This is a genomic window from Klebsiella africana (assembly GCF_020526085.1).
GTDB classification, from domain to species: Bacteria; Pseudomonadota; Gammaproteobacteria; order Enterobacterales; family Enterobacteriaceae; genus Klebsiella; species Klebsiella africana.
Genome location: NZ_CP084874.1, coordinates 1,348,473 through 1,369,905, shown reverse-complemented (window position 1 = coordinate 1,369,905; position 21,433 = coordinate 1,348,473). Strand labels below are relative to the sequence as shown.

The window sequence follows — 21,433 nt, the reverse complement described above, 5'->3', positions numbered from 1 at the left end:
AACCTCTGCTTGCTGCTACTATGCCGCTTCGTATGTAAACATAATGTGACGCAGAGCAACATCCAGAAATATTTTTACGCTACGGTTAATAGCCTCACATCACGCCCAACGCTGCGCAAAATTTAATCACCCCTTCCTCGAAAACAGTCATCAGGTAAAAAGTTATATTTATTCATCTGAATCACGTATTATTTCAGTAAGACTTATATATTCGGAAATATCTGAGTTAGCCGCTTAATTGAATGTAAAAGGTTTATCGATGCTTACCATGTATGGAATTAAAAACTGCGATACCATTAAAAAAGCCCGTCGCTGGCTGGAAGCGCACCAGATTGCGTATCGCTTTCATGACTACCGCGCTGATGGCCTTGATCGCGCGCAACTGGATACCTTTATTGCTGAGCTTGGCTGGCAGGCGCTGCTGAATACCCGCGGTACCACCTGGCGCAAGCTGGATGAGTCGCTGCGCAACAGTATCGATAATGCCGATGCCGCCGCCGCACTGATGCTGGAAATGCCGGCTATTATCAAACGCCCATTGCTCTGTGCGCCCGGTCGTCCTATGCTGCTGGGTTTTAGTGAAGCAAGTTATCAGCAGTTTAACGAGGTATAGTCTATGTCTTGCCCGGTCATTGAGCTGGCTCAGCAGCTTATTCGCCGCCCTTCCCTTAGCCCCGATGATGCGGGATGTCAGGCGTTAATGATTGAACGCTTGCGTGCGATCGGCTTTACCGTTGAACCGATGGATTTCGGCGATACACAGAATTTCTGGGCCTGGCGCGGCCACGGTGAGACGCTGGCCTTCGCCGGCCACACCGACGTGGTTCCGGCAGGCGACGCCGACCGCTGGATCAATCCGCCCTTCGAACCGACCATCCGCGACGGCATGCTGTTTGGCCGTGGCGCAGCGGATATGAAAGGCTCGCTGGCGGCGATGGTGGTTGCCGCAGAGCGTTTTGTCGCGCAGTACCCGAACCATCGGGGCCGACTGGCGTTTTTGATCACCTCTGATGAAGAGGCCAGCGCGAAAAACGGTACCGTCAAAGTGGTGGAGACACTGATGGCGCGCAATGAGCGCCTGGACTACTGCCTGGTCGGCGAGCCCTCCAGTACTGAAGTGGTCGGCGATGTGGTGAAAAACGGCCGCCGCGGCTCGCTGACCTGCAACCTGACCATTCACGGCGTGCAGGGCCATGTCGCCTATCCGCACCTAGCCGATAACCCCGTCCATCGCGCAGCGCCGATGCTGGCGGAGCTGGTCAATATCGAGTGGGATAAAGGCAATGAATACTTCCCGCCGACCAGCATGCAGATTGCCAACGTGCAGTCCGGCACCGGCAGCAACAACGTGATCCCTGGCGATATGTTCGTTCAGTTCAACTTCCGCTTCAGTACGGAACTGACGGACGAGATGATCAAAGCCCGGGTGGTCGCCCTGCTGGAAAAATACCAGCTGCGTTACAGCGTGGAGTGGTGGCTCTCCGGCCAGCCGTTCCTCACCGGGCGCGGCAAACTGGTGGATGCGGTCGTCAATGCGATTGAGCACTATAATGAGATCAAACCGCAGCTGTTGACCAACGGCGGCACCTCAGACGGACGGTTTATCGCGCGCATGGGGGCGCAAGTGGTTGAGCTGGGCCCCGTGAACGCAACGATTCACAAAATTAATGAATGTGTGAACGCCGCCGACCTGCAGCTGCTGGCGCGGATGTATCAACGCGTCATGGAACAGCTGGTCGCCTGACGAATTGACGTAAAGAGGAAGCGCGCATGGAATGGCTTATTAAACACTGGTGGATTCTGGTGCTGGTTTTTTTAGTGGGGGTCATTATCAACGTGATCAAAGATCTGAACCGCGTTGACCACAAAAAATTCCTCAATGACAAACCCGATCTGCCACCACACCGTGATTTTAACGATAAATGGGACGATGACGACGACTGGCCGAAGCACGACCAGTCGAAGAAACCGTAAATCCGCCCGTAACGCAGTGCAGACCGCCTGTAACCCCGCTCGTCGGGGTTACAGCATTTCGATGATATCATCCCCTTTTGGCGTGCTGCCGCTCAGCGCCTCATCAAAATAGTGCTTCGGCACGGTATAGCGCAGCCGTTCGATCGCCAACTGCATGCTACGATCGTCAATGGCATGCCCCAGATCGTCAACAATATCCAGCGTTACATCACCGCCGGCCTGCTGCAGCGCCTCCTGGGCCGACACCGCCCATGCCAGATCGATAACCCGATCTTCCCCCCCGTGGATCAGGTGAATGGTGGTGGCCGTCGTTGCTGTGAGCGGCAACGTCGCATAGCGACCATTAAAGGCGATCACTCGTGAAGCCAGATTCGGCGCCGCTTTGATACTCTCCAGCGACATAATCGCCCCCTGAGAGAAACCGATCAGCGCCGTGGCCAGCGGGCTGACGCCGCTTTTCTCCTGCCAGTAGCGCACAATTTCAATGAAGGTCGGCATAATGGCATCAATGCGCTGCTGACGATTATCTTCCGTCACCCCCTGCACCGAAAACCACTGCCGACCGTTGGGGCCGCAAGGCTCCACCCCGCCGATACTGACGATCAGCGCATCGGGAAACTGTGGCGCGAACCAGCTGCCGATTTGCCCCATGGAGACCGGGTTATCCCCTACACCATGAAACAGCAGCAACAGCTGTTGCGCAGGCGTCGCAGGGCTTTGAACAATAAAATGATCGTGTTTCATGGCTGTCTCCTTAGTGAATGCGGGCAGTTTACGCCGCTCGCCAGATATGACCATGCCATTTAACTGAATGAGTTAGTTAAAAAAATTGCAGGTGCTTCACCTGCTGACGCAGCGTCTCTGCGCGCGCGGCATCAAGAAAATGCATAGCGTCAGCGGCCTCCTGGCGCCATCTCGCCAGCAGAGCTTTACGTCCTGTCAGCCGCAGAGTGGCGCAGAGTACGGCCTCCTCTTCCCCCTGCAGTCGTCCCCGCAGGGCCGGCAAAGGCATGTCGACCTGCATCAGCAGGCGATTGAGACACCCCAGCGCCGCGGCCAGCGGGCGCTGGGCGAAGGCAAAGCTCGCCGCTTCCAGCCAGTCCTCATCACTAAGCATAGCGTCTGCGGCGGCGGACAGCGGCGCGGATTCATCCCGCCACTGGCGTAGCCAGTATTCATCGCGCAGCAGCCGCTGCGCCTCGTGCTGCGCCAGTCGGCGCCCGGCCGCTGTCAACGGAAAGAGGGCCATCGCAGTGTAGCACCCACTGCTGGCCTCCCGATGGGTACCCAACCGCACGAGGATAAACCCGCAGCGTTGCCAGAAGCGCCACAGCTCGGCGGTGTAGCCGAAGCTGACGGACAGATAGTCATAGCCTGCGGCATCGGCGGCGATATCCGCGATCATCATCTGTCCCAGGCCTTCGCGCTGGCGGGTGGGATGGACGGCGATCCGACTAACCCGTAGCCCGCGCAGCGTCGCCGCCAGCGGACTGCCGCCATGCGCCGCCAGCGACTGGGCAACCAGGTTACCGCGAGGCCGGCGAAATCCTGCCCACACCGCCTGGCTGAGTTCGGGCGGCAGCCCGCCTTCGGTTACTAACCACAGCGCACCCACCACCGCATCGCCAGCGCGAGCGCAGCGGAATACCTGGCCCGGGGCATCCATCATGCGCCGCAGGTCGAGAGGCGACGTGCGGTAATGCGCCCCGGACAAGAGCTGGTACATCGCCTCCGGTAGCGCTGGCTGCGATTGCCAGCAGGACTGATTGACCGCCTCCAGCATTACCTCCCCTGTCGGCGAGTCGCGAAATGCGTCGTCGCTAAAGATCAGCAGCTGACTGATGGCCGACTCCAGCGGACAGCCCGCCGCCCAGCGGATCGGCGCGTTCAGGCTGAACATCTGCAGATGGGGTAAGCTGGCGCAAAATTTAAGCAGGAACCCGCGACCAGTTCCCTCATACCCCTGTACCGTCGTAGTGAGCAGTGTGCGGGGAAAACGACTCACCAGCTGCCGGAGAAGCGGAGCCGGGATCGCCGCGGCCTCATCGATAATCAGCCACGCCGCCTCTTCTTTCGATGCCAGCAGCGCATCGGGCGCCATAAAACGTAACGCCTCGCCGGCAAAGCTGGCCAGCACCTCGATGGCGCTACGCGTTGGGGCGGTGACGATGGCCTCGCCCTCAAGCTGGCGTAGCAGCATACCCGCGAGGGCAGATTTACCTCGCCCGCGCTCCGCCGTCACCGCTGCGATGCCGGGCGGCAGGCGTATCAGTTGTTCAAGGATCGCCGCCTGTTCGACCTGGGGGCGGCCATCGGCGGGATGCCACTCAGGGCGCGGGGCAGCCAGCGGGAGCCGCGGCGAGTCCGACTGCCGCCAGAGCAGCACTTCCGGATCGGCGATAAACTGCCGACAACAGCGGAGAACAAAGTTGGGGGTAGAGATCGGGTCAGGAGTATCGCTCCAGCGCAGGGAGTCCTCATCCGCCCGGGACGGCCAGTCGGCGAAAGGGGGCGTCAGCAGCACCAGCCAGCTTCCCGCCCGCAGCGTACCGCTCAGGGCGGCCAGGGCGGCCACATCAAACCCGCGCCGGGCATCGAAAAAGGCGTGCATGACTTCCCGCCCCAGCAGCGTCTTCAGGGCACCAGGCGCCACGCAGGGCGCTGAAACCGGCTCAGGGCCAACCCACAGGCCATCGCCGCCGAGCCGCTCCCGCAGCGCCTGCGCCTGCTGCAGCATCCAGTCTTCATCGCCGCTGAGCACCAGCAGGCGACGGATCCCCTCCCGCGCCATCTGCGCGGTGAGGTTAAGCAGCGCCTCCATCATGAGCGGCGATTACAGCGCGCTGCCGAAGGTATTGCACTGCGCCGGGTCGCCGCTATCGAAACCGCGTTTGAACCAGGTATAACGTTGTTTCGAGGTGCCGTGGGTAAAGCTGTCCGGCACCACCCGCCCCTGGCTCTGCTGCTGCAGACGATCGTCCCCGATGGCCTCGGCGGCGTTCAGCGCCTCCTGCAGATCGCCGGTTTCCAGAATATCCTGCTGTTGCATGTTATGCCCCCAGACGCCGGCGAAGCAGTCCGCCTGCAGCTCCATCTTAACCGACAGGCGGTTGGCTTCGGCCTGGGTGGCATGCTGCTGTTGCTGGCGGACTTTCGGCTCAATGCCCAGCAATTTTTGCACGTGATGGCCCACCTCATGAGCAATAACGTACCCCTGGGCAAAGTCGCCGTCGGCGCCCAGTTTATTTTTCATCTCATCGTAGAAAGACAGGTCGATATAGACCGTACTGTCGGCAGGACAGTAGAACGGCCCCATCACCGACTGACCGGTGCCGCAGCCGGTGCGGGTCGCGCCGCGGTAGAGTACCAGCTTTGGCTGAGGGTACTGGCGGCCCATCTTTTCAAAGATCGGTCCCCAGGTATCTTCAGTGGTCGCCAGGATCACCGAAGTAAACTTAGCCGCTTCATCGTCTTTCGGACTGATGGAGCGCTGCGTGGAGGTCTGCTGCTGCGGCATCGGTTCACCGGTCAGCATGCCGGTCAAATCCACACCGTAGTAGCCCGCCACCAGCACAATAATCAGCAGCACAATGCCGCCCTTCCCGCTTGGCAGCCGGAAGCCACCGCCACCACCCCCGCCGAACGGCGAACCAGATTGACCACGTCGATCTTCAACATTGTCGCTTTCGCGACGCCCTTGCCAGCGCATAAGCACCTCATTCCCTGTTATGTATCAATAGCAGAGATCGTAGGCGGTTCAGCGCAGGATTACCACAGGAAACAGCAAGAGACGCCAGAAGATGAGGCCATCTTCTGGCGGCGGGCGGGTTAGTCGAGCTTAACGCCCAGGCGGTGAGCCACTTCTTCGTAGGCTTCGATCAGGCCGCCAAGGCTCTGGCGGAAGCGGTCTTTGTCCATTTTATCAAGGGTATTTTTGTCCCACAGGCGGCTGCCATCCGGCGAAAACTCGTCGCCCAGCACCACTTCACCTTTGAACAGACCAAACTCCAGCTTAAAGTCCACCAGGATCAGACCGGCGTCATCGAACAGTTTTTTCAGCACGTCGTTGGCTTTGTAGGTCAGCTCGCGCATCCGCGCCAGATTCTCTTTACTCACCCAGCCGAAGGTTTCGCAGTAGGAGTCGTTGACCATCGGATCGTGCATAGCATCGTTTTTCAGGAACAGGTCGAACAGCGGCGGATTCAGCTCGATCCCTTCTTCAATACCTAAACGTTTTACCAGCGAGCCTGCCGCACGGTTACGCACCACGCACTCTACCGGCACCATATCCAGTTTTTTCACCAGACATTCGGTATCGGAGAGCAGCGCTTCCATCTGGGTAGGGATGCCCGCTTCTGCCAGTTTGCTCATTATGAAGTGGTTGAACTTGTTATTCACCATACCTTTACGATCAAACTGCTCGATGCGCGCGCCATCACCTGCTGACGTATCGTTACGGAATTCCAGTACCAGCAGGTCCGGGTTATCGGTGCTGTAAACGGTCTTCGCTTTACCACGATACAACTCAGCTAGCTTCTTCATCTTTCACCACTCCAGTGATATTAAGCCAAAAAAATACGTCGCGGCCTATACACAAAAGCATTCAAAGTGCATCGAGGCGGCAACTAAGCGTATCCCCGGGAGCTTACAAAAGTAAGGGACTGGGGTGAACGAAGGCAGCCAACAAAGAGGCGATTTGAAGGATAATCTGTATACGCACACGTTTGCGTCACTATACATTAAAAAGGGCCAGATTGCTCCAGCCCTTTTGATTACTTGTTAAATGCGGCCTGGAATACCGCTACCAGGGCGTCGTTTTGCGACTGCGTCAGGGTATGGCCTTTCGGGTCGATGAACTGCAGGCTACTGCGGTTATCAAGGTCGCCAACCTGAAGTTTGTAGTCACCGGAAACCAGCTGCGGGTCGCGGGCGCCCAGCTCCTGCCAGCTGCTGTCAGACAGCGGCTTGTAGGTCAGCGCCATACTGCCCTGAGAGCGCGTGCTGTCGGTCACTTTCATCCCGACTTTCTCGAGGGCGCCCGGCAGACGCTGCCACACCAGGTTAAATGGCGCGCGAACAACGAGCATCGGCAGACCGGTATCGTCGGCGGCGCTCTGCACGTCAAAGGTAGCGCCCGCGCTACGCTGGGCCGCGTTTTGAGCGTTTGTAGCGCTCGCATCAAGACCTTCCGAAATGACGTTCAGCATGGCGGTACTGTAGCGCTGCAGTGACGCTGGATCGGCAACCGGTTTACCCGCCTGCTCCAGATTCACCAGCTTGACAACTACTGCTTGCTGATACCCCTGTGGTTTGACGGAGATTTGATAACGACCGCGATACTGCTGATCCTCATCGAGGCGGTTCCACTCAACCCAGTCAGTGTTCAGCGTCTGGCTCGCATCATCGCGCTTGGCGATAACGTAGTTCTTCGACTGAAGAATGCTGGTCACCTGCGCCCACAGCGAACCGCTGCGACCGTTCTCGACCATCAGCGTCGCGGTATCGCCGTTGAACTGAGTGCGGGCGCCGCTAACCAACGCTAGCGGCTGCGCCGGCGGACGAATGTCCAACGCCTTGCCGACCGCGCCGGTGCTGTTGGCCACCGGAATATTGTAATCACCCACCTGAATCGGCAGGATCATCCCCGCCGGCGCATGAAGTTCGCTCAACGGTGCTGCCTGTAAATAGGCCTCATCACCGCTCACCTGACGCTTATAGCGCGAGTCGGAACTACAGGCCGCGAGGAGTAGAACCAGCGAAACACCCGCAACCTTCGCCAGGCGCGACTTCTGTACTGAGTAAGCCATCAAATCTCCCTAAACTTTACAGCAAACCGGCATGCTTCAGCGCGGCGGTGACAGCTTCACGACCATGGTCGGTGATAGGCGTCATCGGCAAGCGCAGCGTATCGGTCGCCACAAGACCCAACGCCTTGCATCCCCATTTCACCGGGATAGGATTGGGTTCGACAAATAATTTTGTATGCAGTGGCATCAGACGCTGGTTAATCGCACGAGCTTCGGCAAATTGACCCGCCAGCGCCAGACGGCACATGTCGGCCATTTCGCGCGCCGCCACGTTGGCCGTAACAGAAATCACGCCTACGCCGCCGAGCTGCATGAAGTCCATACCGGTCGCATCGTCACCGCTCAGCAGAATAAAGTCGTCTGAAACCAGCTCTTTGATCTGGTGAACGCGACTTAAGTTCCCTGTTGCTTCCTTAATACCGACAATATTTTTAATTTCCGCCAGACGGCCAACGGTTTCCGGCAGCATATCGCAACCGGTACGGGACGGCACATTATACAGAATTTGCGGCAGGTCAGTATGTTCGGAGATAGCTTTAAAGTGCTGGAACAGGCCTTCCTGGGTCGGGCGGTTATAATAAGGAGTGACCGTCAGGCAGCCGACAACACCGCTGTCGTTAAAACGTTTGGTCAGGCTAATCGCCTCTGCGGTTGCATTGGCTCCCGTTCCGGCAATAACCGGGATACGCCCGTCTGCCAGTTCCAGAGTCATCATCACCACGTCGCCATGCTCTTCATGGCTCAGCGTTGCGGATTCACCGGTAGTCCCTACCGAAACGATCGCCGAGGTTCCGTTGGCGACATGGTAATCAATCAGTTTTTTCAGGCTTGTCCGGCAGACATTACCGTTTTCATCCATCGGCGTGACAAGCGCTACAATACTTCCCGTGAACATGGGCCATCCTCAGAGCAGAAGTGCGACAAGATTCTCAATGTTACGTTTGGAGCTGTAATAAAAGCAAGAGACCCGACGCCATCAGGGATGTTGTATGGCGGTTTTTTTTATGCTTTCCTAATGTTACCTCACCTTTTTAAAGGAAGAACAGGTTTGACAGCCTCATTACAACACTATCTGGTTATTACCGCCCTGGGGGCTGACCGTCCCGGCATCGTGAACACGATCACTCGCCACGTCAGCAGCTGCGGTTGTAATATCGAAGACAGCCGGCTGGCCATGCTCGGTGATGAGTTTACGTTTATTATGCTGCTTTCCGGGTCGTGGAATGCGATTAACCTGATCGAATCAACCCTGCCGCTGAAAGGCGCGGAGCTGGAGCTGTTGATCGTGATGAAGCGCACCACCGCGCGCCCGCCGCAGGCCATGCCAAACACTGTTTGGGTCCAGGTTGAGGTGCCGGACTCACCGCATATCATCGAGCGCTTCACTGCCCTGTGCGATACATGGAATATGAATATCGCGGAACTGGTGTCCCGCACACAGCCGGGAGACGGCGATGGTGCACAGCTTTTTATCCAGATAACCGCCCATAGTCCTGCGACGCAAAATGCAGCAAATATCGAACAAGCGTTCAAAGCCCTATGTACAGAACTGAACGCACAAGGCAGTATTAACATCGTTAATTATTCACAGCATGATGAACAGGATGGAGTTTAACCCATGACCCCACTGAAAGCCGGTGATATCGCACCGAAATTTAGCTTACCGGACCAGGACGGCGAGGAAGTAAATTTAACCGACTTCCAGGGACAGCGTGTCCTGGTTTATTTTTACCCGAAAGCGATGACCCCGGGTTGCACCGTCCAGGCGTGCGGCTTGCGCGATAATATGGACGAATTGAAAAAAGCCGGTGTCGAAGTGTTGGGCATCAGCACTGATAAACCGGAAAAGCTCTCCCGTTTCGCCGAAAAAGAGCTGCTGAATTTCACGCTGCTGTCTGATGAAGATCATCAGGTTTGCGAGCAGTTTGGCGTCTGGGGCGAAAAAACCTTTATGGGGAAAACCTACAACGGTATTCACCGGATTAGTTTCCTCGTTGACGCCGATGGCAAAATCGAACACGTGTTTGATGACTTTAAAACCAGCAATCACCACGACGTAGTGCTGAACTGGCTGAAAGAAAACGCCTGATACAACGCAAGACGCCGGGAGAGGAAGCCCTCGCCCGGCGTCTTTTTTGGTCCTGAACACGTCAGTCGTCGTCGACCACCAGACCATCCGGCCAGGCATGCACCACCGCTTTAATCAACGTGGCCAGCGGAATAGCAAAGAAGACGCCCCAGAATCCCCACAGCCCGCCAAAGATCACCACCGACAGGATAATCACCAGCGGGTGCAGATTCACCGCTTCCGAAAACAGTACCGGGACCAGCAGGTTACCATCCAGCCCCTGGATAATCAGATAGACCGCGAACAGGCTCCAGAACTCGGTGCCAGCACCAAACTGAAACAGTGCCACCCCCACCACCGGAATGGTCACCACAAACGCGCCGATATAGGGGATCAGCACTGAGAAGCCCACCAGCACCGCCAACAGCAGCGAGTAGTTGAGGCCAAACAGAATAAAGCCTATCCAGGTGGCGACGCTGACGACAATCATCTCCAGCACCTTACCGCGAATGTAATTGGTGATCTGCTGGTTCATCTCCTTCCATACCTGCCCGGCGAGCCCGCGATTGCGCGGCAACACGCGACGGACCGCGTTGAGCATCTGCTCTTTATCCTTCAGCAGGAAGAAAACCATCAGCGGCACCAGCACCAGATAGACCGCCAGGGTGAGCAGCCCCACCAGCGAGGCCAGAGAGTATTTCACTACCGAGTCACCCACCGTCAGCATCCGGGTGCGCATATTTTCCGCCATCGCATCGATAATGCCGGCATCCATTAACGCCGGATAGCGCCGCGGCAGCGTGGCGGCAAAATCAGAGAGCTTATTGAGCATGCCCGGCATATCGCGGATGAGGTAGATCCCTTGCTGCCAGGCTACCGGCAGCACCACAAAGGCCAGCAACAGCAGGATGCCCACAAAGAGGATCAGCACCAGCGAGGTCGCCCAGGTGCGCGACAGGCCTATTCGTTCCAGACGAACCGTCGGCCACTCCAGCAGATAGGCCAGAACGATAGCCACCAGTAGAGGGGCCAGCAGGCCGCTGAAAAAGAACATGATGCCGAAACCGGCAAGCAAAATAACCAGCAGCGCTATCGCCTCAGGGTCGCTGAAGCGACGGCGGTACCACTGCATTAACATCTCAAGCATAAAACCTTCCCTGAAGGGCAACGCGGCGACAATCCGGGGAATTGTATCGAAATGTCACAAAAAAGACTTCGCTTTTTGATGCGCCACAGACAAACCTTCCTCCGCCATTAAGAACATATTTTCAATGCGCCCAACGCCAGCTAAACTCGCTGGGATGCGGCCAGGGAACATTACGCCGCACAATCGGTCAAACTGGCACACCTACATTACAGGACAGAGGTTATGTTCAGGCAGTTGAAGAAAACGCTGGTGGCGACCGTGATCGCGTCGCTGACGCTGGGTTCAATAGGCCCTGCTTTTGCTGACTCCGCAGATACCCTGCCGGACATGGGGACCTCCGCAGGAAGCACGCTGTCAATTGGTCAGGAAATGCAGATGGGAGACTACTACGTCCGCCAGCTGCGCGGCAGCGCGCCGCTGATCAACGACCCTCTGCTGGTGCAATATATCAACGGGTTGGGTATGCGTCTGGTGGCGCACGCCAATTCGGTACGCACCCCGTTCCACTTCTATTTGATTAATAACGACCAGATCAACGCCTTCGCCTTCTTCGGCGGCAACGTGGTCCTCCACTCAGCCCTATTCCGCTACTCCGATAACGAGAGCGAACTGGCTTCCGTCATGGCGCACGAAATTTCCCACGTGACGCAGCGGCATCTCGCTCGCGCAATGGAAGATCAAAAGCGCAATGCGCCGCTGACCTGGGTCGGCGCGCTGGGTTCAATTCTGCTGGCGATGGCCAGCCCGCAGGCCGGGATGGCGGCCCTGACCGGCACGCTGGCCGGCACCCAGCAGGGCATGATCAGCTTCACCCGACAAAATGAAGAAGAAGCCGACCGGATTGGTATTCAGGTTCTGCAACGCTCGGGATTCGACCCGCAGGCCATGCCGATGTTTATGGGTAAACTGCTTGATGAGTCGCGCTACTCGACGCGGCCACCGGAAATGCTGCTCACCCACCCCCTGCCGGAAAGCCGGCTGGCCGATGCCCGTAACCGCGCCAACCAGATGCGCCCGGTGGTGGTGCAGTCCTCGGCAGACTTCTATCTGGCGAAGGCGCGCACCCTCGGGATGTACACCAACGGCGACAACAAGCTGGGCACCGATCTGCTGAGCGCCTGGGATAAGGGCAATATCCGTCAGCAGCATGCCGCCCAGTATGGCCGCGCCCTGCTGGCGATGGAAAGCAATAACTTTGACCAGGCACGCAAAACGCTGCAGCCGCTGCTCAGCGCCGACCCGCAAAATGCCTGGTATCTCGATCTGGCCACCGATATCGACCTCGGACAGAAGAAAACCAGCGACGCCATCAATCGCCTTAAAAACGCGCGCGAGCTACGTACTAATCCGGTGCTGCAGCTGAACCTGGCCAATGCCCTGCTGCAGGGCGGACAACCCGGGGAAGCGGCGACCATTCTGAATCGGTATACCTTTACCTATAAAGAGGATGGCAACGGCTGGGATCTGCTGGCTCAGGCGGAAGGCGCGCTGGGCAATCGTGACCAGGAGCTGGCGGCGCGGGCAGAAAGCATGGCGCTGGTCGGCCAGCTGGGGCAGGCGATTTCCCTGCTCAGCAGCGCCAGTTCGCAGGTGAAACTCGGTAGCCTGCAGCAGGCACGTTACGATGCCCGTATCGATCAGCTACGCGATCTGCAGGCTCGCTTCCGTCCCTATCAAAAAATGTAAGGAGACCTCATGACCGACGCGGTAAAAATTTACCATAACCCACGCTGCTCCAAGAGTCGCGAAACGCTGAGCCTGCTGCAGAGTCACGGCATCGATCCCGAGGTGGTGCTCTATCTCGACACACCGCCTGATGCCGATACGCTGCGCCAGCTGCTGCAGCTGTTGGGTATGGAGAGCCCCCGCGAGCTCATGCGCCAGAAGGAGGAGCTGTACAAATCGCTCAATCTGGCCGACCAGGCGCTCAGCGACGCGGCGCTGATTCAGGCGATGGTCGATAACCCTAAGCTCATCGAACGCCCGATCGTCGTCAGCCGCGGCCAGGCGCGCATTGGCCGGCCGCCGGAGCAGGTCCTTGAGATCGTAAGCTAACCCACCTGCGCCGCGCTTTCGCGGCGCTTTTTTACGTGGCCGATTCCAGATCTTTTACGCCGTTCCCCCCTGCCTGCCGGGCAGTGCTACTGTTTATCCATCGCTCAATCCACTGGACGGATGAACATGAAAAAACCGACCCCCACGCCCCATGACGCTGTATTTAAAACCTATCTCTCCCATCCCGATACCGCCCGCGATTTCCTGCAACTGTATCTGCCCAAGACGCTGCTTGAGGTGTGCGATCTGCGTACGCTGCATCTCGAGTCCGGGCATTTTGTCGAAGACGATCTGCGTCCTTTTTATGCCGACATTTTGTATTCCCTGAAAACCACGGCGGGAGATGGCTATATTTATGCGCTGATCGAACACCAGAGCACGCCCGACCGGCATATGGCCTTTCGTCTGATGCGCTACGCCATTGCCGCCATGCAGCGCCATCTCGATGCCGGCCACGATCGCCTGCCGCTGGTGATCCCTGTCCTCTTCTACCATGGCCTGGTAAGCCCTTATCCATTCTCTCTTCGCTGGCTCGATGAATTCGCCGCCCCGGAACTGGCCAGCCGCCTTTATCACGACGCATTTCCGCTGGCGGACATTACCGTTATTCCGGATGACGATATTGCCACCCACCAGCGCATGGCGACGCTGGAGTTACTGCAAAAACATATTCGACAACGCGATCTGGCGCAGCTCCTCGACAAACTCAGCGAATTATTATTGACTGGACTGGCGACGCAATCGCAGGTACAAGCCCTGATGCACTATCTGGTACAGGCAGGCAATACGCGCGAGCCAATCAAGTTCATTCGCGAACTGGCGTTACGTACGCCGCAGCACAAGGAGACGTTGATGACGATTGCGGAATATCTGGAACAACAAGGGCTGGAGCGGGGCCTGGCGCAAGGCCGTCAGGAAGGTCGTCAGGAAGGCCGAAAAGAAGAGGCGCAGCGTATCGCTGTCGCCATGCTGCACAGCGGCCTTCCGCACGACCTGGTCGCCCGGTTAACCGGGTTGACGGAGCAGGAGCTAGCCCCCCAGGCAGACTAGAGCTTAAGGATCTCTTTCACGAAGGGGATGGTCAGCTTGCGCTGAGCGGTAATTGACGCATGATCCAGCTGGTCGAGGGTCATAAACAGCGAGCGCATCTCGCGATCCAGTCGCTTTAGCAAGAAGCGGCACACGTCTTCCGGCATTTCGAAGCCGCGAAGTCTGGCGCGCAGCTGCAGCGCCTGCAGTTTGTCTTCATCGGACAGCGGCTGCAGCTTGTAGATTTGCCCCCAGTCCAGTCGTGAGGCGAGATCCGGCAGGCCAAGATTCAACTGTCGCGGCGGTCGATCGCCGGTGATCAGCAGCCGGGTTTTGCCTGATTCCAGGATCCGGTTGTAGAGATTAAAGATAGCCATCTCCCATGGCTCATCGCCGGCGACGCACTCGATATTATCAATGCAGACCAGCGCCAGCTGTTCCATCCCCTCCAGCACCTCCGGCACAAACCACGTCCGTTTATCCAGCGGCACGTAGCCCACCGCATCCCCGCGCTGGGAAAGTTCCGCGCAGGCGGCGTGTAACAGGTGGCTGCGACCTGCCCCTTCACGTGACCAGATATAAATGTACCCACTGTGTTCCTGGCGTAGTACGTTCTGGAGGGCAGCAAGTAGGGAAGGATTATCACCCGGCCAGAAACTCGCGAAGGTTTCGTCGTCAGGAAGATACAGTGGCAAAGAGAGCTGTGCCGGTGCGTTCAGATGGACCTCAACATAGGCTTACAGAAAAACGCGAAGAGTTTACCACAGATTTAGGTCCGGAGAGAACCGGGCGGGATCGCCGCCCGGTCAGGAGATCGTTATTTAACCTCTTCGCTATCCGCCGCGTCGAGGACCACCTCTTCCGGACGCAGGACACTGATAAGCTTGAAAATCAGGCTGAGCGCGATGCCCACGATGGTCGCCAGCGCCATCCCTTTCAGCTCGGCTGCGCCAATGTGCACTTTAGCGCCGCTAACACCGATGATCAGGATCACGGAGGTGAGGATCAGATTCTGCGCTTTACTGTAATCCACTTTCGATTCAATCAGTACGCGGATCCCCGAGGCGCCGATCACCCCGTACAGCAGCAGAGACACGCCGCCCATCACCGGCACCGGGATGATCTGGATAGCCGCCGCCAGTTTGCCGACGCAGGAGAGCAGAATCGCAATGATCGCCGCGCCGCCGATAACCCAGGAGCTGTAGACCCGGGTAATCGCCATCACGCCGATATTTTCCCCGTAGGTGGTGTTGGGCGTCGAACCGAAGAAGCCGGAAACGATCGTCGACAGGCCGTTGGCAAACATCGAACGATGCAGGCCCGGGTCGCGGATCAGATCGCGCTTAACGATATTGGCGGTCACCACCAGGTGCCCCACGTGCTCAGCAATTACCACCAGCGCGGCAGGCAGAATGGTGAAGATAGCAAACCACTCAAAGCGCGGGGTGTAGAAAGTCGGCAGCGCGAACCAGTGCGCCTCGGCGATCGGGGTGGTATCGACCACGCCCATCACAAACGACAGCGCATAGCCCACCAGCACGCCGATCAGGATCGGGATAATTGCCAGGAAGCCGCGGAACAGCACGGAGCCGAACACCGTCACCGCCAGGGTCACCATCGAGATAATAATGGTTTTACTGTCCGGTGACTGGCCGTCGGCCGGCAGCAGCCCGGCCATATTAGCCGCCACACCCGCCAGTTCGAGGCCGATAACCGCCACGATGGCGCCCATCGCCGCCGGCGGGAACATCACGTCCAGCCAGCCGGTACCGGCTTTTTTGACAATAAAGGAGACGATGCAGAACAGCACGCCGCACATAATAAAACCGCCCAGCGCCACTTCGTAGCCCAGCGGCAACAGCAGCAGCACCGGGGAGATAAAGGCGAAACTCGATCCGAGATACGCGGGAATTTTGCCTTTACAGATAAAGAGGTACAACAGCGTACCGATGCCGTTGAACAGCAGGACGGTGGCCGGGTTAATGTGGAACAGAATAGGCACCAGGACCGTTGCGCCAAACATGGCGAACAGGTGCTGCAAACTAAGCGGGATAGTCTGTAAAAGCGGCGGTCTTTCACTCACCCCGATAGCACGGCGCGTCATAATGTTTTCCTCTGAGATGGTTAGTTATGTGTGTTTTATTCAAAAAAAAGCCGACTCTCAAAGTCGGCTTATTTATCGTTATTCGATTATTTCGTTCCAAAAATCTTGTCGCCGGCATCGCCGAGACCGGGAATGATGTATCCATGCTCATTCAGCCCCTTATCGACAGAGGCGGTGTACAGCTCAACGTCCGGGTGCGCTTTCTCCAGCGCGGCAATCCCTTCCGGCGCCGCCACCAGCACCAGCACCTTGATGCTGGTGCAGCCAGCGTTTTTCAGCAGATCGATTGTGGCGATCATCGATCCACCGGTGGCCAGCATCGGGTCAACGACCAGCGCCATACGCTCATCGATGTTGGACACCAGCTTCTGGAAGTAAGGCACCGGCTCGAGGGTTTCTTCGTTGCGATAGATACCGACCACGCTAATACGTGCGCTCGGCACGTGCTCCAGCACCCCTTCCATCATGCCGAGGCCGGCGCGCAGGATTGGCACAACGGTAATTTTCTTGCCCTTGATCTGCTCGACTTCCACCGGACCGTTCCAGCCTTCAATAGTGACTTTCTCAGTCTCCAGATCGGCGGTGGCTTCATAAGTCAGTAAGCTGCCCACTTCTGAGGCGAGTTCACGGAAGCGTTTGGTGCTGATGTCATGCTCGCGCATCAGGCCCAGCTTGTGTTTGACGAGTGGGTGTTTGACTTCCACAATCTTCATTCTCTTTCTCCTCTGAGGGGCAGCCACAAAAAAAATCGCGGGATTATACCGCTTTTTTCGGATTAGGCCATACCCATCTTGCTTGACGTATATCAAGCAAAGTGATTTAGAGACAAAAAAACCGGAGGCGAGGCTCCGGCTTAGCTGCGGGTGCAGTCCATACGCTTACGCGGGCCTACGTGTATTGTAGGTCGGTTAAGCGTTAGCGCCACCCGACTACGACAGGTTCTCCCCGTTGCTGGCAATCACCTGCTGATACCAGGCAAACGACTTTTTCCGGCTACGGGCCAGCGTGCCATTCCCTTCATTATCTTTATCGACATAAATGAAGCCGTAGCGTTTTTTCATTTCCCCCGTGCCGGCGGAAACCAGATCGATGCAGCCCCACGGAGTGTAGCCCATCAGGTCGACGCCATCCTCGACCACCGCCTTTTTCATCTCCGCGATATGGGCAGAAAGATAATCGATGCGATACTGGTCATTGACGCTGCCGTCCGCTTCGCGGACATCAATTGCGCCAAAACCGTTTTCGACAATAAACAGCGGCAGCTGGTAGTGATCCCAGAACCAGTTCAGCGAATAGCGCAGGCCGACCGGGTCAATCTGCCAGCCCCAGTCCGACTTTTTGACGTACGGGTTGGAGACCAGGCTGGTGGTTTCATCATAATCGAGCAAGGGGTTATCTGCAGTGGCTTTGGTGGCAAACGACATATAGTAGCTAAAACCAATGTAGTCGACACAGCCCTCGGTTAGCGCCTGGCGATCGGCTTCGGTGATATCGAGGGTAAAGCCGCGGCGGGCAAAATAGTTGAGCAAATGCTGCGGGTAGCGACCGCGCACGTGGACGTCGGTGAACCAGTAACGACGGTGCATGGCGTTCATCGCCATCATCATATCGTCCGGCGCGCAGGTCAGCGGGTAGATCGGACACATAGCGATCATGCAGCCAATCTGCAGCGCCGGGTTGATCTCGCGCGCCGCTTTTACCGCCAGGGCGCTGGCCACCAGCTCATAGTGCGCGGCCTGGTACATTACCGGCTCCCTGTCTTCACCTGGCAAATATTTCAGCCCAGAGTTGGTGAAGGGGGCAAAGTCCTCATGGAAGTTGGCCTGGTTGTTGATCTCGTTAAAGGTCATCCAGTACTTCACTTTATGTTGATAGCGGCTGAAGACGACCCTGGCAAAGCGCACGAAAAAGTCGATTAGCTTGCGGTTACGCCAGCCGCCGTACTTGGTGACCAGGTGATAAGGCATTTCAAAATGCGACAGCGTAATCACTGGCTCAATGCCGAGTTTCAGGCATTCGTCGAACAGATCATCGTAAAACTGCAGGCCAGCCTCGTTCGGCTCCAGCTCATCGCCTTGTGGGAAAATACGCGTCCAGGCAATCGAGGTGCGAAAACATTTGAAGCCCATCTCGGCAAACAGCGCCAGGTCCTGCGGATAACGATGATAAAAATCGATCGCCTCATGGTTCGGGTAGTTTTTCCCCGCCACCACGCCGTCGGTAATTTCACGCGGCACGCCGTGGGCGCCGGCGGTCATCACATCCGCCACGCTGATCCCCTTACCGCCCTCCTGCCAGCCGCCCTCTAACTGATGCGCTGCGACCGCGCCGCCCCACAGAAACCCTGCTTTAAATCCGGACATAGTCTCTCCCTAATGTCGATCGTCGCCAGGCGAACGATACTGCTGATTGAAATGGTAAACCGCGCCAATCAGGCCGGCATCGTTGCCGTGACTGACGGTATCGAGATAGTCGGCAATGCCGAACCAGGCCAGATGCTGGCGCAGCAGCGCCAGAAATCCGGGACGTTCCACAATGCCGCCGCCGATAAAAATGGTCTGCGGATCGAAGATATTGACGAGGTTATATAGGCCGTGGCCCAGGCCATTGAAGAACTCGGCGACCAGACGCTGGCAAACCGGGTCGCCGGCGTCATAGCGGTCAAAAATCATTTCGCCTGTCACGCTCTCCAGCGGCGCGCCGATATGTTGCGCATAGCGATGGCGCAGCACTCTGAGAGTGCAGTTCTCATTCATCGAATAGCGACGAGGATCGCGTCCGCCGGGACGGTCGGTTAGCATGTAGCCGAATTCACCGGCACGAAAACGCGCCCCATGCACTAGCTGGTGGTGGCAATAAATCGCGCCACCAATGCCGGTGCCAATGGTGAGCACCAGAAAATTGGCCATTTCCGCCGCTTTGCCCTGCCAGCGCTCGGCCAGCAGCACACAGTTGGCATCGTTTTCAACTGAGACCGGCAGTCCGGTCCGGGCTTCCAGCCATGCTTTCATGGCGAAATTATCAAATCGACGAATAGCACCGCCCATGGTAATAAAGCCGCTGTGCGGATCGACATAGCCCGGCGCGCTGATGGCTACCCCTTCACACGACGGGTGGGCCGCCAGCCACGACAGCATTGCCTGTAAGATATGATCGCCATCGCTGTCATTGATTGACTGTTTCGCCGTTTCCAGCAACCTGCCGTCGCGGGTCATCACGCCCATTTTTAACGCGGTGCCACCAATATCAAATGCCGCAATATCCATTCATCCCTCCCCCGGCATGCATAAATAACCGACCTAACGCGCGGCAAATCAAAGAAAGAAACCGGTTTCATTGATATGATGAGGATTCCTCAACGCGGAGGCAAGCACAAGGCTGTACCCGGTTTCATTTTCGTGAGCAGTATCAAATTTGACCATCTCCCGGCTGTTTTACGCCGACTGTAAAGCAGGCTCGCAAACGTTTGCTTTCCCTGTTAGAATTGCGCCGATTTTTCTTGCTTACCGCAAACGCGTGGAGACTTCGCAGTGACCGATAAAACCTCTCTCAGCTATAAAGATGCCGGCGTGGATATTGATGCAGGCAACGCTCTCGTCGACCGTATTAAGGGCGTGGTGAAGAAAACCCGTCGCCCGGAAGTGATGGGTGGACTGGGCGGATTCGGCGCGCTGTGCGCACTGCCGCAGAAATACCGCGAGCCGGTACTGGTCTCCGGCACCGACGGCGTCGGTACCAAGCTGCGTCTGGCAATGGATCTGAAGCGTCACGACACCATCGGCATCGACCTGGTCGCCATGTGCGTGAACGACCTGGTGGTTCAGGGCGCTGAGCCGCTGTTTTTCCTGGATTATTACGCCACCGGTAAGCTGGACGTCGATACCGCAGCCAGCGTCATTAACGGCATCGCCGAAGGCTGCCTGCAGTCCGGTTGCGCGCTGGTCGGGGGTGAAACCGCTGAGATGCCGGGGATGTATCACGGTGAAGATTACGACGTAGCGGGTTTCTGCGTCGGGGTGGTGGAAAAATCAGAAATCATCGACGGCAGCAAAGTGGCCGACGGCGACGTGCTGGTGGCGCTGGCGTCCAGCGGCCCGCACTCTAACGGCTATTCACTGGTGCGTAAGATCATTGAGGTTAGCGGCGTTGACCCGCAGACCACCGACCTTGACGGCAAACCGCTGGCCGACCATCTGCTGGCGCCGACCCGCATCTATGTAAAATCGGTGCTCGACCTGATCGCCAGCGTTGACGTCCACGCTATCGCTCACCTGACCGGCGGCGGCTTCTGGGAAAACATCCCGCGCGTCTTACCGGACAACACCCAGGCGATCATTGATGAATCTTCCTGGCAGTGGCCGTCGGTCTTCAACTGGCTGCAAACCGCCGGTAACGTCAGCCAGCATGAAATGTATCGTACCTTTAACTGCGGCGTGGGGATGGTAATCGCCCTGCCGGCAGCGGAAGCGGACAAGGCCATTGCCCTGCTGAACGAGAAAGGTGAAAACGCGTGGAAAATCGGGTATATCAAAGCCTCCGATTCCGAACAGCGTGTGGTCATTGCATGAAAAACATCGTGGTGCTGATTTCCGGTAGCGGTAGCAATCTACAGGCGATCATCGACGCCTGCAGCCGGAAACAGATAAACGGCACCCTGCGTGCGGTATTCAGTAACAAGGCCGATGCGTTTGGCCTTGAGCGCGCGCGCGCGGCCGGCATCCCGGCCCACGCGCTGGCGCAAAGTCAGTTTGCCGACCGGGAATCCTTCGATCGTCAGCTGATGCATGAAATCGACGCCTACGCCCCGGATCTGGTGGTGCTGGCGGGTTATATGCGTATCCTGAGCCCGGCGTTCGTCAGCCACTATCAGGGACGTCTGCTGAACATCCATCCCTCATTACTGCCGAAGTATCCTGGCCTGCATACTCATCGTCAGGTGCTGGAAAACGGTGATGAGGAGCACGGCACCTCGGTGCATTTCGTCACCGATGAGCTCGACGGCGGTCCAGTTATTCTGCAGGCCAAAGTGCCGGTCTTCGCTGGCGACAGCGAAGATGAGGTGACGGCGCGGGTTCAGACCCAGGAACATGCTATTTATCCGCTGGTGATAAGCTGGTTTGTCGAGGGACGTCTGCGCATGGCAGGCAACCACGCCTGGCTGGATGAACGACAGCTTCCCCCCCAGGGCTATGCCGCTGAAGAATGAACAACAGCCCCGCCTTTTCCTGTCGCGGGGCTTTTTTTTAATT

The 21,433-nt window shown here is 57.5% G+C and carries 23 protein-coding genes; 10 read left to right on the top strand and 13 right to left on the bottom strand.

What is annotated here, in order from left to right:
- Positions 1-259 precede the first annotated feature (259 nt).
- From LGL98_RS06650 to LGL98_RS06640, 3 genes are read left to right on the top strand one after another with little or no spacing between them, the layout of a single operon-like run.
- Positions 260-613: an ArsC family reductase gene (locus LGL98_RS06650; RefSeq protein WP_025711478.1), complete on the top strand. Its 354-nt coding sequence runs from the start codon at positions 260-262 to the stop codon at positions 611-613.
- A gap of 3 nt (positions 614-616) precedes the next feature.
- Positions 617-1,744 (top strand): succinyl-diaminopimelate desuccinylase, encoded by a 1,128-nt coding sequence (gene dapE / locus LGL98_RS06645; protein ID WP_048336289.1) that lies wholly within the window; start codon positions 617-619, stop codon positions 1,742-1,744.
- Positions 1,745-1,770: 26 nt separating this feature from the next.
- A complete protein-coding gene (locus LGL98_RS06640; RefSeq protein WP_025711480.1) occupies positions 1,771-1,974 on the top strand; it encodes a YpfN family protein in 204 nt (67 codons plus the stop codon).
- Between the two features lie 48 nt (positions 1,975-2,022).
- Here the strand turns inward: LGL98_RS06640 and ypfH are convergent, their stop codons facing one another.
- The 6 genes from ypfH to dapA all read right to left on the bottom strand — a co-directional run bounded on the left by ypfH (position 2,023) and on the right by dapA (position 8,676).
- On the bottom strand, positions 2,023-2,718 hold the full coding sequence (gene ypfH / locus LGL98_RS06635; protein ID WP_136029968.1) for an esterase: 696 nt from the start codon (positions 2,716-2,718) through the stop codon (positions 2,023-2,025).
- A 76-nt stretch (positions 2,719-2,794) separates the two neighbouring features.
- Complete coding sequence (locus LGL98_RS06630; protein WP_136029970.1) at positions 2,795-4,798, bottom strand: tRNA(Met) cytidine acetyltransferase TmcA; 2,004 nt, start codon at positions 4,796-4,798, stop codon at positions 2,795-2,797.
- Between the two features lie 9 nt (positions 4,799-4,807).
- Complete coding sequence (gene ypfJ, locus LGL98_RS06625) at positions 4,808-5,683, bottom strand: KPN_02809 family neutral zinc metallopeptidase (RefSeq protein WP_002913800.1); 876 nt, start codon at positions 5,681-5,683, stop codon at positions 4,808-4,810.
- Between the two features lie 119 nt (positions 5,684-5,802).
- Positions 5,803-6,516 carry a phosphoribosylaminoimidazolesuccinocarboxamide synthase gene (gene purC, locus LGL98_RS06620; protein WP_061153695.1) on the bottom strand — a complete coding sequence of 238 codons (714 nt, stop codon included), beginning with the start codon at positions 6,514-6,516 and terminating at the stop codon, positions 5,803-5,805.
- 230 nt (positions 6,517-6,746) lie between these two features.
- A complete protein-coding gene (bamC, locus tag LGL98_RS06615) occupies positions 6,747-7,781 on the bottom strand; it encodes an outer membrane protein assembly factor BamC (RefSeq protein ID WP_136029972.1) in 1,035 nt (344 codons plus the stop codon).
- Between the two features lie 16 nt (positions 7,782-7,797).
- The gene (gene dapA, locus LGL98_RS06610; RefSeq protein ID WP_136029974.1) at positions 7,798-8,676 is read right to left on the bottom strand and encodes a 4-hydroxy-tetrahydrodipicolinate synthase; all 879 of its coding nucleotides are present in this window, start codon (positions 8,674-8,676) and stop codon (positions 7,798-7,800) included.
- A 153-nt stretch (positions 8,677-8,829) separates the two neighbouring features.
- Between dapA and LGL98_RS06605 the strand changes: the two genes are divergently transcribed.
- Both LGL98_RS06605 and bcp read left to right on the top strand, forming a co-directional pair.
- Positions 8,830-9,396, top strand: coding sequence for a glycine cleavage system transcriptional repressor (locus tag LGL98_RS06605; RefSeq protein ID WP_168435227.1), 567 nt, complete (start codon positions 8,830-8,832; stop codon positions 9,394-9,396).
- 3 nt (positions 9,397-9,399) lie between these two features.
- Positions 9,400-9,870: a thioredoxin-dependent thiol peroxidase gene (bcp, locus tag LGL98_RS06600; RefSeq protein ID WP_136029978.1), complete on the top strand. Its 471-nt coding sequence runs from the start codon at positions 9,400-9,402 to the stop codon at positions 9,868-9,870.
- A 61-nt stretch (positions 9,871-9,931) separates the two neighbouring features.
- Here bcp and LGL98_RS06595 read toward each other — a convergent pair whose 3' ends face one another.
- Together LGL98_RS06595 and LGL98_RS06590 are read right to left on the bottom strand one after the other, a co-directional pair.
- Positions 9,932-10,996 (bottom strand): AI-2E family transporter, encoded by a 1,065-nt coding sequence (locus LGL98_RS06595; protein ID WP_004201933.1) that lies wholly within the window; start codon positions 10,994-10,996, stop codon positions 9,932-9,934.
- A gap of 54 nt (positions 10,997-11,050) precedes the next feature.
- Positions 11,051-11,167, bottom strand: a complete 117-nt coding sequence (locus LGL98_RS06590; RefSeq protein WP_168435230.1) for a hypothetical protein — start codon at positions 11,165-11,167, stop codon at positions 11,051-11,053.
- A gap of 51 nt (positions 11,168-11,218) precedes the next feature.
- On the opposite strand from LGL98_RS06590, the gene bepA reads away from it, so the two are divergent.
- The 3 genes from bepA (at position 11,219) to LGL98_RS06575 (ending at position 14,101) form a co-directional block, all read left to right on the top strand.
- Complete coding sequence (gene bepA / locus LGL98_RS06585; RefSeq protein ID WP_136029979.1) at positions 11,219-12,682, top strand: beta-barrel assembly-enhancing protease; 1,464 nt, start codon at positions 11,219-11,221, stop codon at positions 12,680-12,682.
- A gap of 9 nt (positions 12,683-12,691) precedes the next feature.
- Positions 12,692-13,051, top strand: coding sequence for an arsenate reductase (glutaredoxin) (arsC, locus tag LGL98_RS06580; protein ID WP_136029981.1), 360 nt, complete (start codon positions 12,692-12,694; stop codon positions 13,049-13,051).
- A gap of 126 nt (positions 13,052-13,177) precedes the next feature.
- A complete protein-coding gene (locus tag LGL98_RS06575) occupies positions 13,178-14,101 on the top strand; it encodes an Rpn family recombination-promoting nuclease/putative transposase (protein ID WP_136029983.1) in 924 nt (307 codons plus the stop codon).
- On the opposite strand, the gene LGL98_RS06570 is transcribed toward LGL98_RS06575, so the two are convergent.
- The 5 genes from LGL98_RS06570 to bglK all read right to left on the bottom strand — a co-directional run bounded on the left by LGL98_RS06570 (position 14,098) and on the right by bglK (position 19,450).
- Complete coding sequence (locus LGL98_RS06570) at positions 14,098-14,799, bottom strand: DnaA inactivator Hda (RefSeq protein WP_020947395.1); 702 nt, start codon at positions 14,797-14,799, stop codon at positions 14,098-14,100. The two genes, LGL98_RS06575 and LGL98_RS06570, sit on opposite strands and share 4 nt — an antisense overlap.
- Positions 14,800-14,897: 98 nt before the next feature.
- Entirely contained in the window at positions 14,898-16,184 is a 1,287-nt protein-coding gene (gene uraA / locus LGL98_RS06565; protein WP_136029984.1) for a uracil permease, read from the bottom strand.
- 86 nt (positions 16,185-16,270) lie between these two features.
- A complete protein-coding gene (upp, locus tag LGL98_RS06560) occupies positions 16,271-16,897 on the bottom strand; it encodes a uracil phosphoribosyltransferase (RefSeq protein ID WP_002913827.1) in 627 nt (208 codons plus the stop codon).
- A 216-nt stretch (positions 16,898-17,113) separates the two neighbouring features.
- The gene (locus LGL98_RS06555; RefSeq protein WP_136029986.1) at positions 17,114-18,547 is read right to left on the bottom strand and encodes a 6-phospho-beta-glucosidase; all 1,434 of its coding nucleotides are present in this window, start codon (positions 18,545-18,547) and stop codon (positions 17,114-17,116) included.
- Between the two features lie 9 nt (positions 18,548-18,556).
- Positions 18,557-19,450: a beta-glucoside kinase BglK gene (bglK, locus tag LGL98_RS06550; RefSeq protein ID WP_136029987.1), complete on the bottom strand. Its 894-nt coding sequence runs from the start codon at positions 19,448-19,450 to the stop codon at positions 18,557-18,559.
- A gap of 264 nt (positions 19,451-19,714) precedes the next feature.
- Between bglK and purM the strand changes: the two genes are divergently transcribed.
- Both purM and purN read left to right on the top strand, forming a co-directional pair.
- On the top strand, positions 19,715-20,752 hold the full coding sequence (gene purM / locus LGL98_RS06545) for a phosphoribosylformylglycinamidine cyclo-ligase (protein ID WP_008803825.1): 1,038 nt from the start codon (positions 19,715-19,717) through the stop codon (positions 20,750-20,752).
- A complete protein-coding gene (gene purN / locus LGL98_RS06540) occupies positions 20,749-21,390 on the top strand; it encodes a phosphoribosylglycinamide formyltransferase (RefSeq protein ID WP_136029989.1) in 642 nt (213 codons plus the stop codon). Before purM ends, purN begins: the two co-directional genes overlap by 4 nt.
- Positions 21,391-21,433 lie beyond the last annotated feature (43 nt).

Bases quoted from the DNA above. Each gene is read 5' to 3' on its own strand.
- LGL98_RS06650 (WP_025711478.1), top strand. From the start codon at position 260: ATGCTTACCATGTATGGAATTAAAAACTGCGATACCATTAAAAAAGCC.
- dapE (WP_048336289.1), top strand. From the start codon at position 617: ATGTCTTGCCCGGTCATTGAGCTGGCTCAGCAGCTTATTCGCCGCCCT.
- LGL98_RS06640 (WP_025711480.1), top strand. From the start codon at position 1,771: ATGGAATGGCTTATTAAACACTGGTGGATTCTGGTGCTGGTTTTTTTA.
- ypfH (WP_136029968.1), bottom strand. From the start codon at position 2,718: ATGAAACACGATCATTTTATTGTTCAAAGCCCTGCGACGCCTGCGCAA.
- LGL98_RS06630 (WP_136029970.1), bottom strand. From the start codon at position 4,798: ATGATGGAGGCGCTGCTTAACCTCACCGCGCAGATGGCGCGGGAGGGG.
- ypfJ (WP_002913800.1), bottom strand. From the start codon at position 5,683: ATGCGCTGGCAAGGGCGTCGCGAAAGCGACAATGTTGAAGATCGACGT.
- purC (WP_061153695.1), bottom strand. From the start codon at position 6,516: ATGAAGAAGCTAGCTGAGTTGTATCGTGGTAAAGCGAAGACCGTTTAC.
- bamC (WP_136029972.1), bottom strand. From the start codon at position 7,781: ATGGCTTACTCAGTACAGAAGTCGCGCCTGGCGAAGGTTGCGGGTGTT.
- dapA (WP_136029974.1), bottom strand. From the start codon at position 8,676: ATGTTCACGGGAAGTATTGTAGCGCTTGTCACGCCGATGGATGAAAAC.
- bcp (WP_136029978.1), top strand. From the start codon at position 9,400: ATGACCCCACTGAAAGCCGGTGATATCGCACCGAAATTTAGCTTACCG.
- LGL98_RS06595 (WP_004201933.1), bottom strand. From the start codon at position 10,996: ATGCTTGAGATGTTAATGCAGTGGTACCGCCGTCGCTTCAGCGACCCT.
- LGL98_RS06590 (WP_168435230.1), bottom strand. From the start codon at position 11,167: ATGTTCCCTGGCCGCATCCCAGCGAGTTTAGCTGGCGTTGGGCGCATT.
- bepA (WP_136029979.1), top strand. From the start codon at position 11,219: ATGTTCAGGCAGTTGAAGAAAACGCTGGTGGCGACCGTGATCGCGTCG.
- arsC (WP_136029981.1), top strand. From the start codon at position 12,692: ATGACCGACGCGGTAAAAATTTACCATAACCCACGCTGCTCCAAGAGT.
- LGL98_RS06575 (WP_136029983.1), top strand. From the start codon at position 13,178: ATGAAAAAACCGACCCCCACGCCCCATGACGCTGTATTTAAAACCTAT.
- uraA (WP_136029984.1), bottom strand. From the start codon at position 16,184: ATGACGCGCCGTGCTATCGGGGTGAGTGAAAGACCGCCGCTTTTACAG.
- upp (WP_002913827.1), bottom strand. From the start codon at position 16,897: ATGAAGATTGTGGAAGTCAAACACCCACTCGTCAAACACAAGCTGGGC.
- LGL98_RS06555 (WP_136029986.1), bottom strand. From the start codon at position 18,547: ATGTCCGGATTTAAAGCAGGGTTTCTGTGGGGCGGCGCGGTCGCAGCG.
- bglK (WP_136029987.1), bottom strand. From the start codon at position 19,450: ATGGATATTGCGGCATTTGATATTGGTGGCACCGCGTTAAAAATGGGC.
- purN (WP_136029989.1), top strand. From the start codon at position 20,749: ATGAAAAACATCGTGGTGCTGATTTCCGGTAGCGGTAGCAATCTACAG.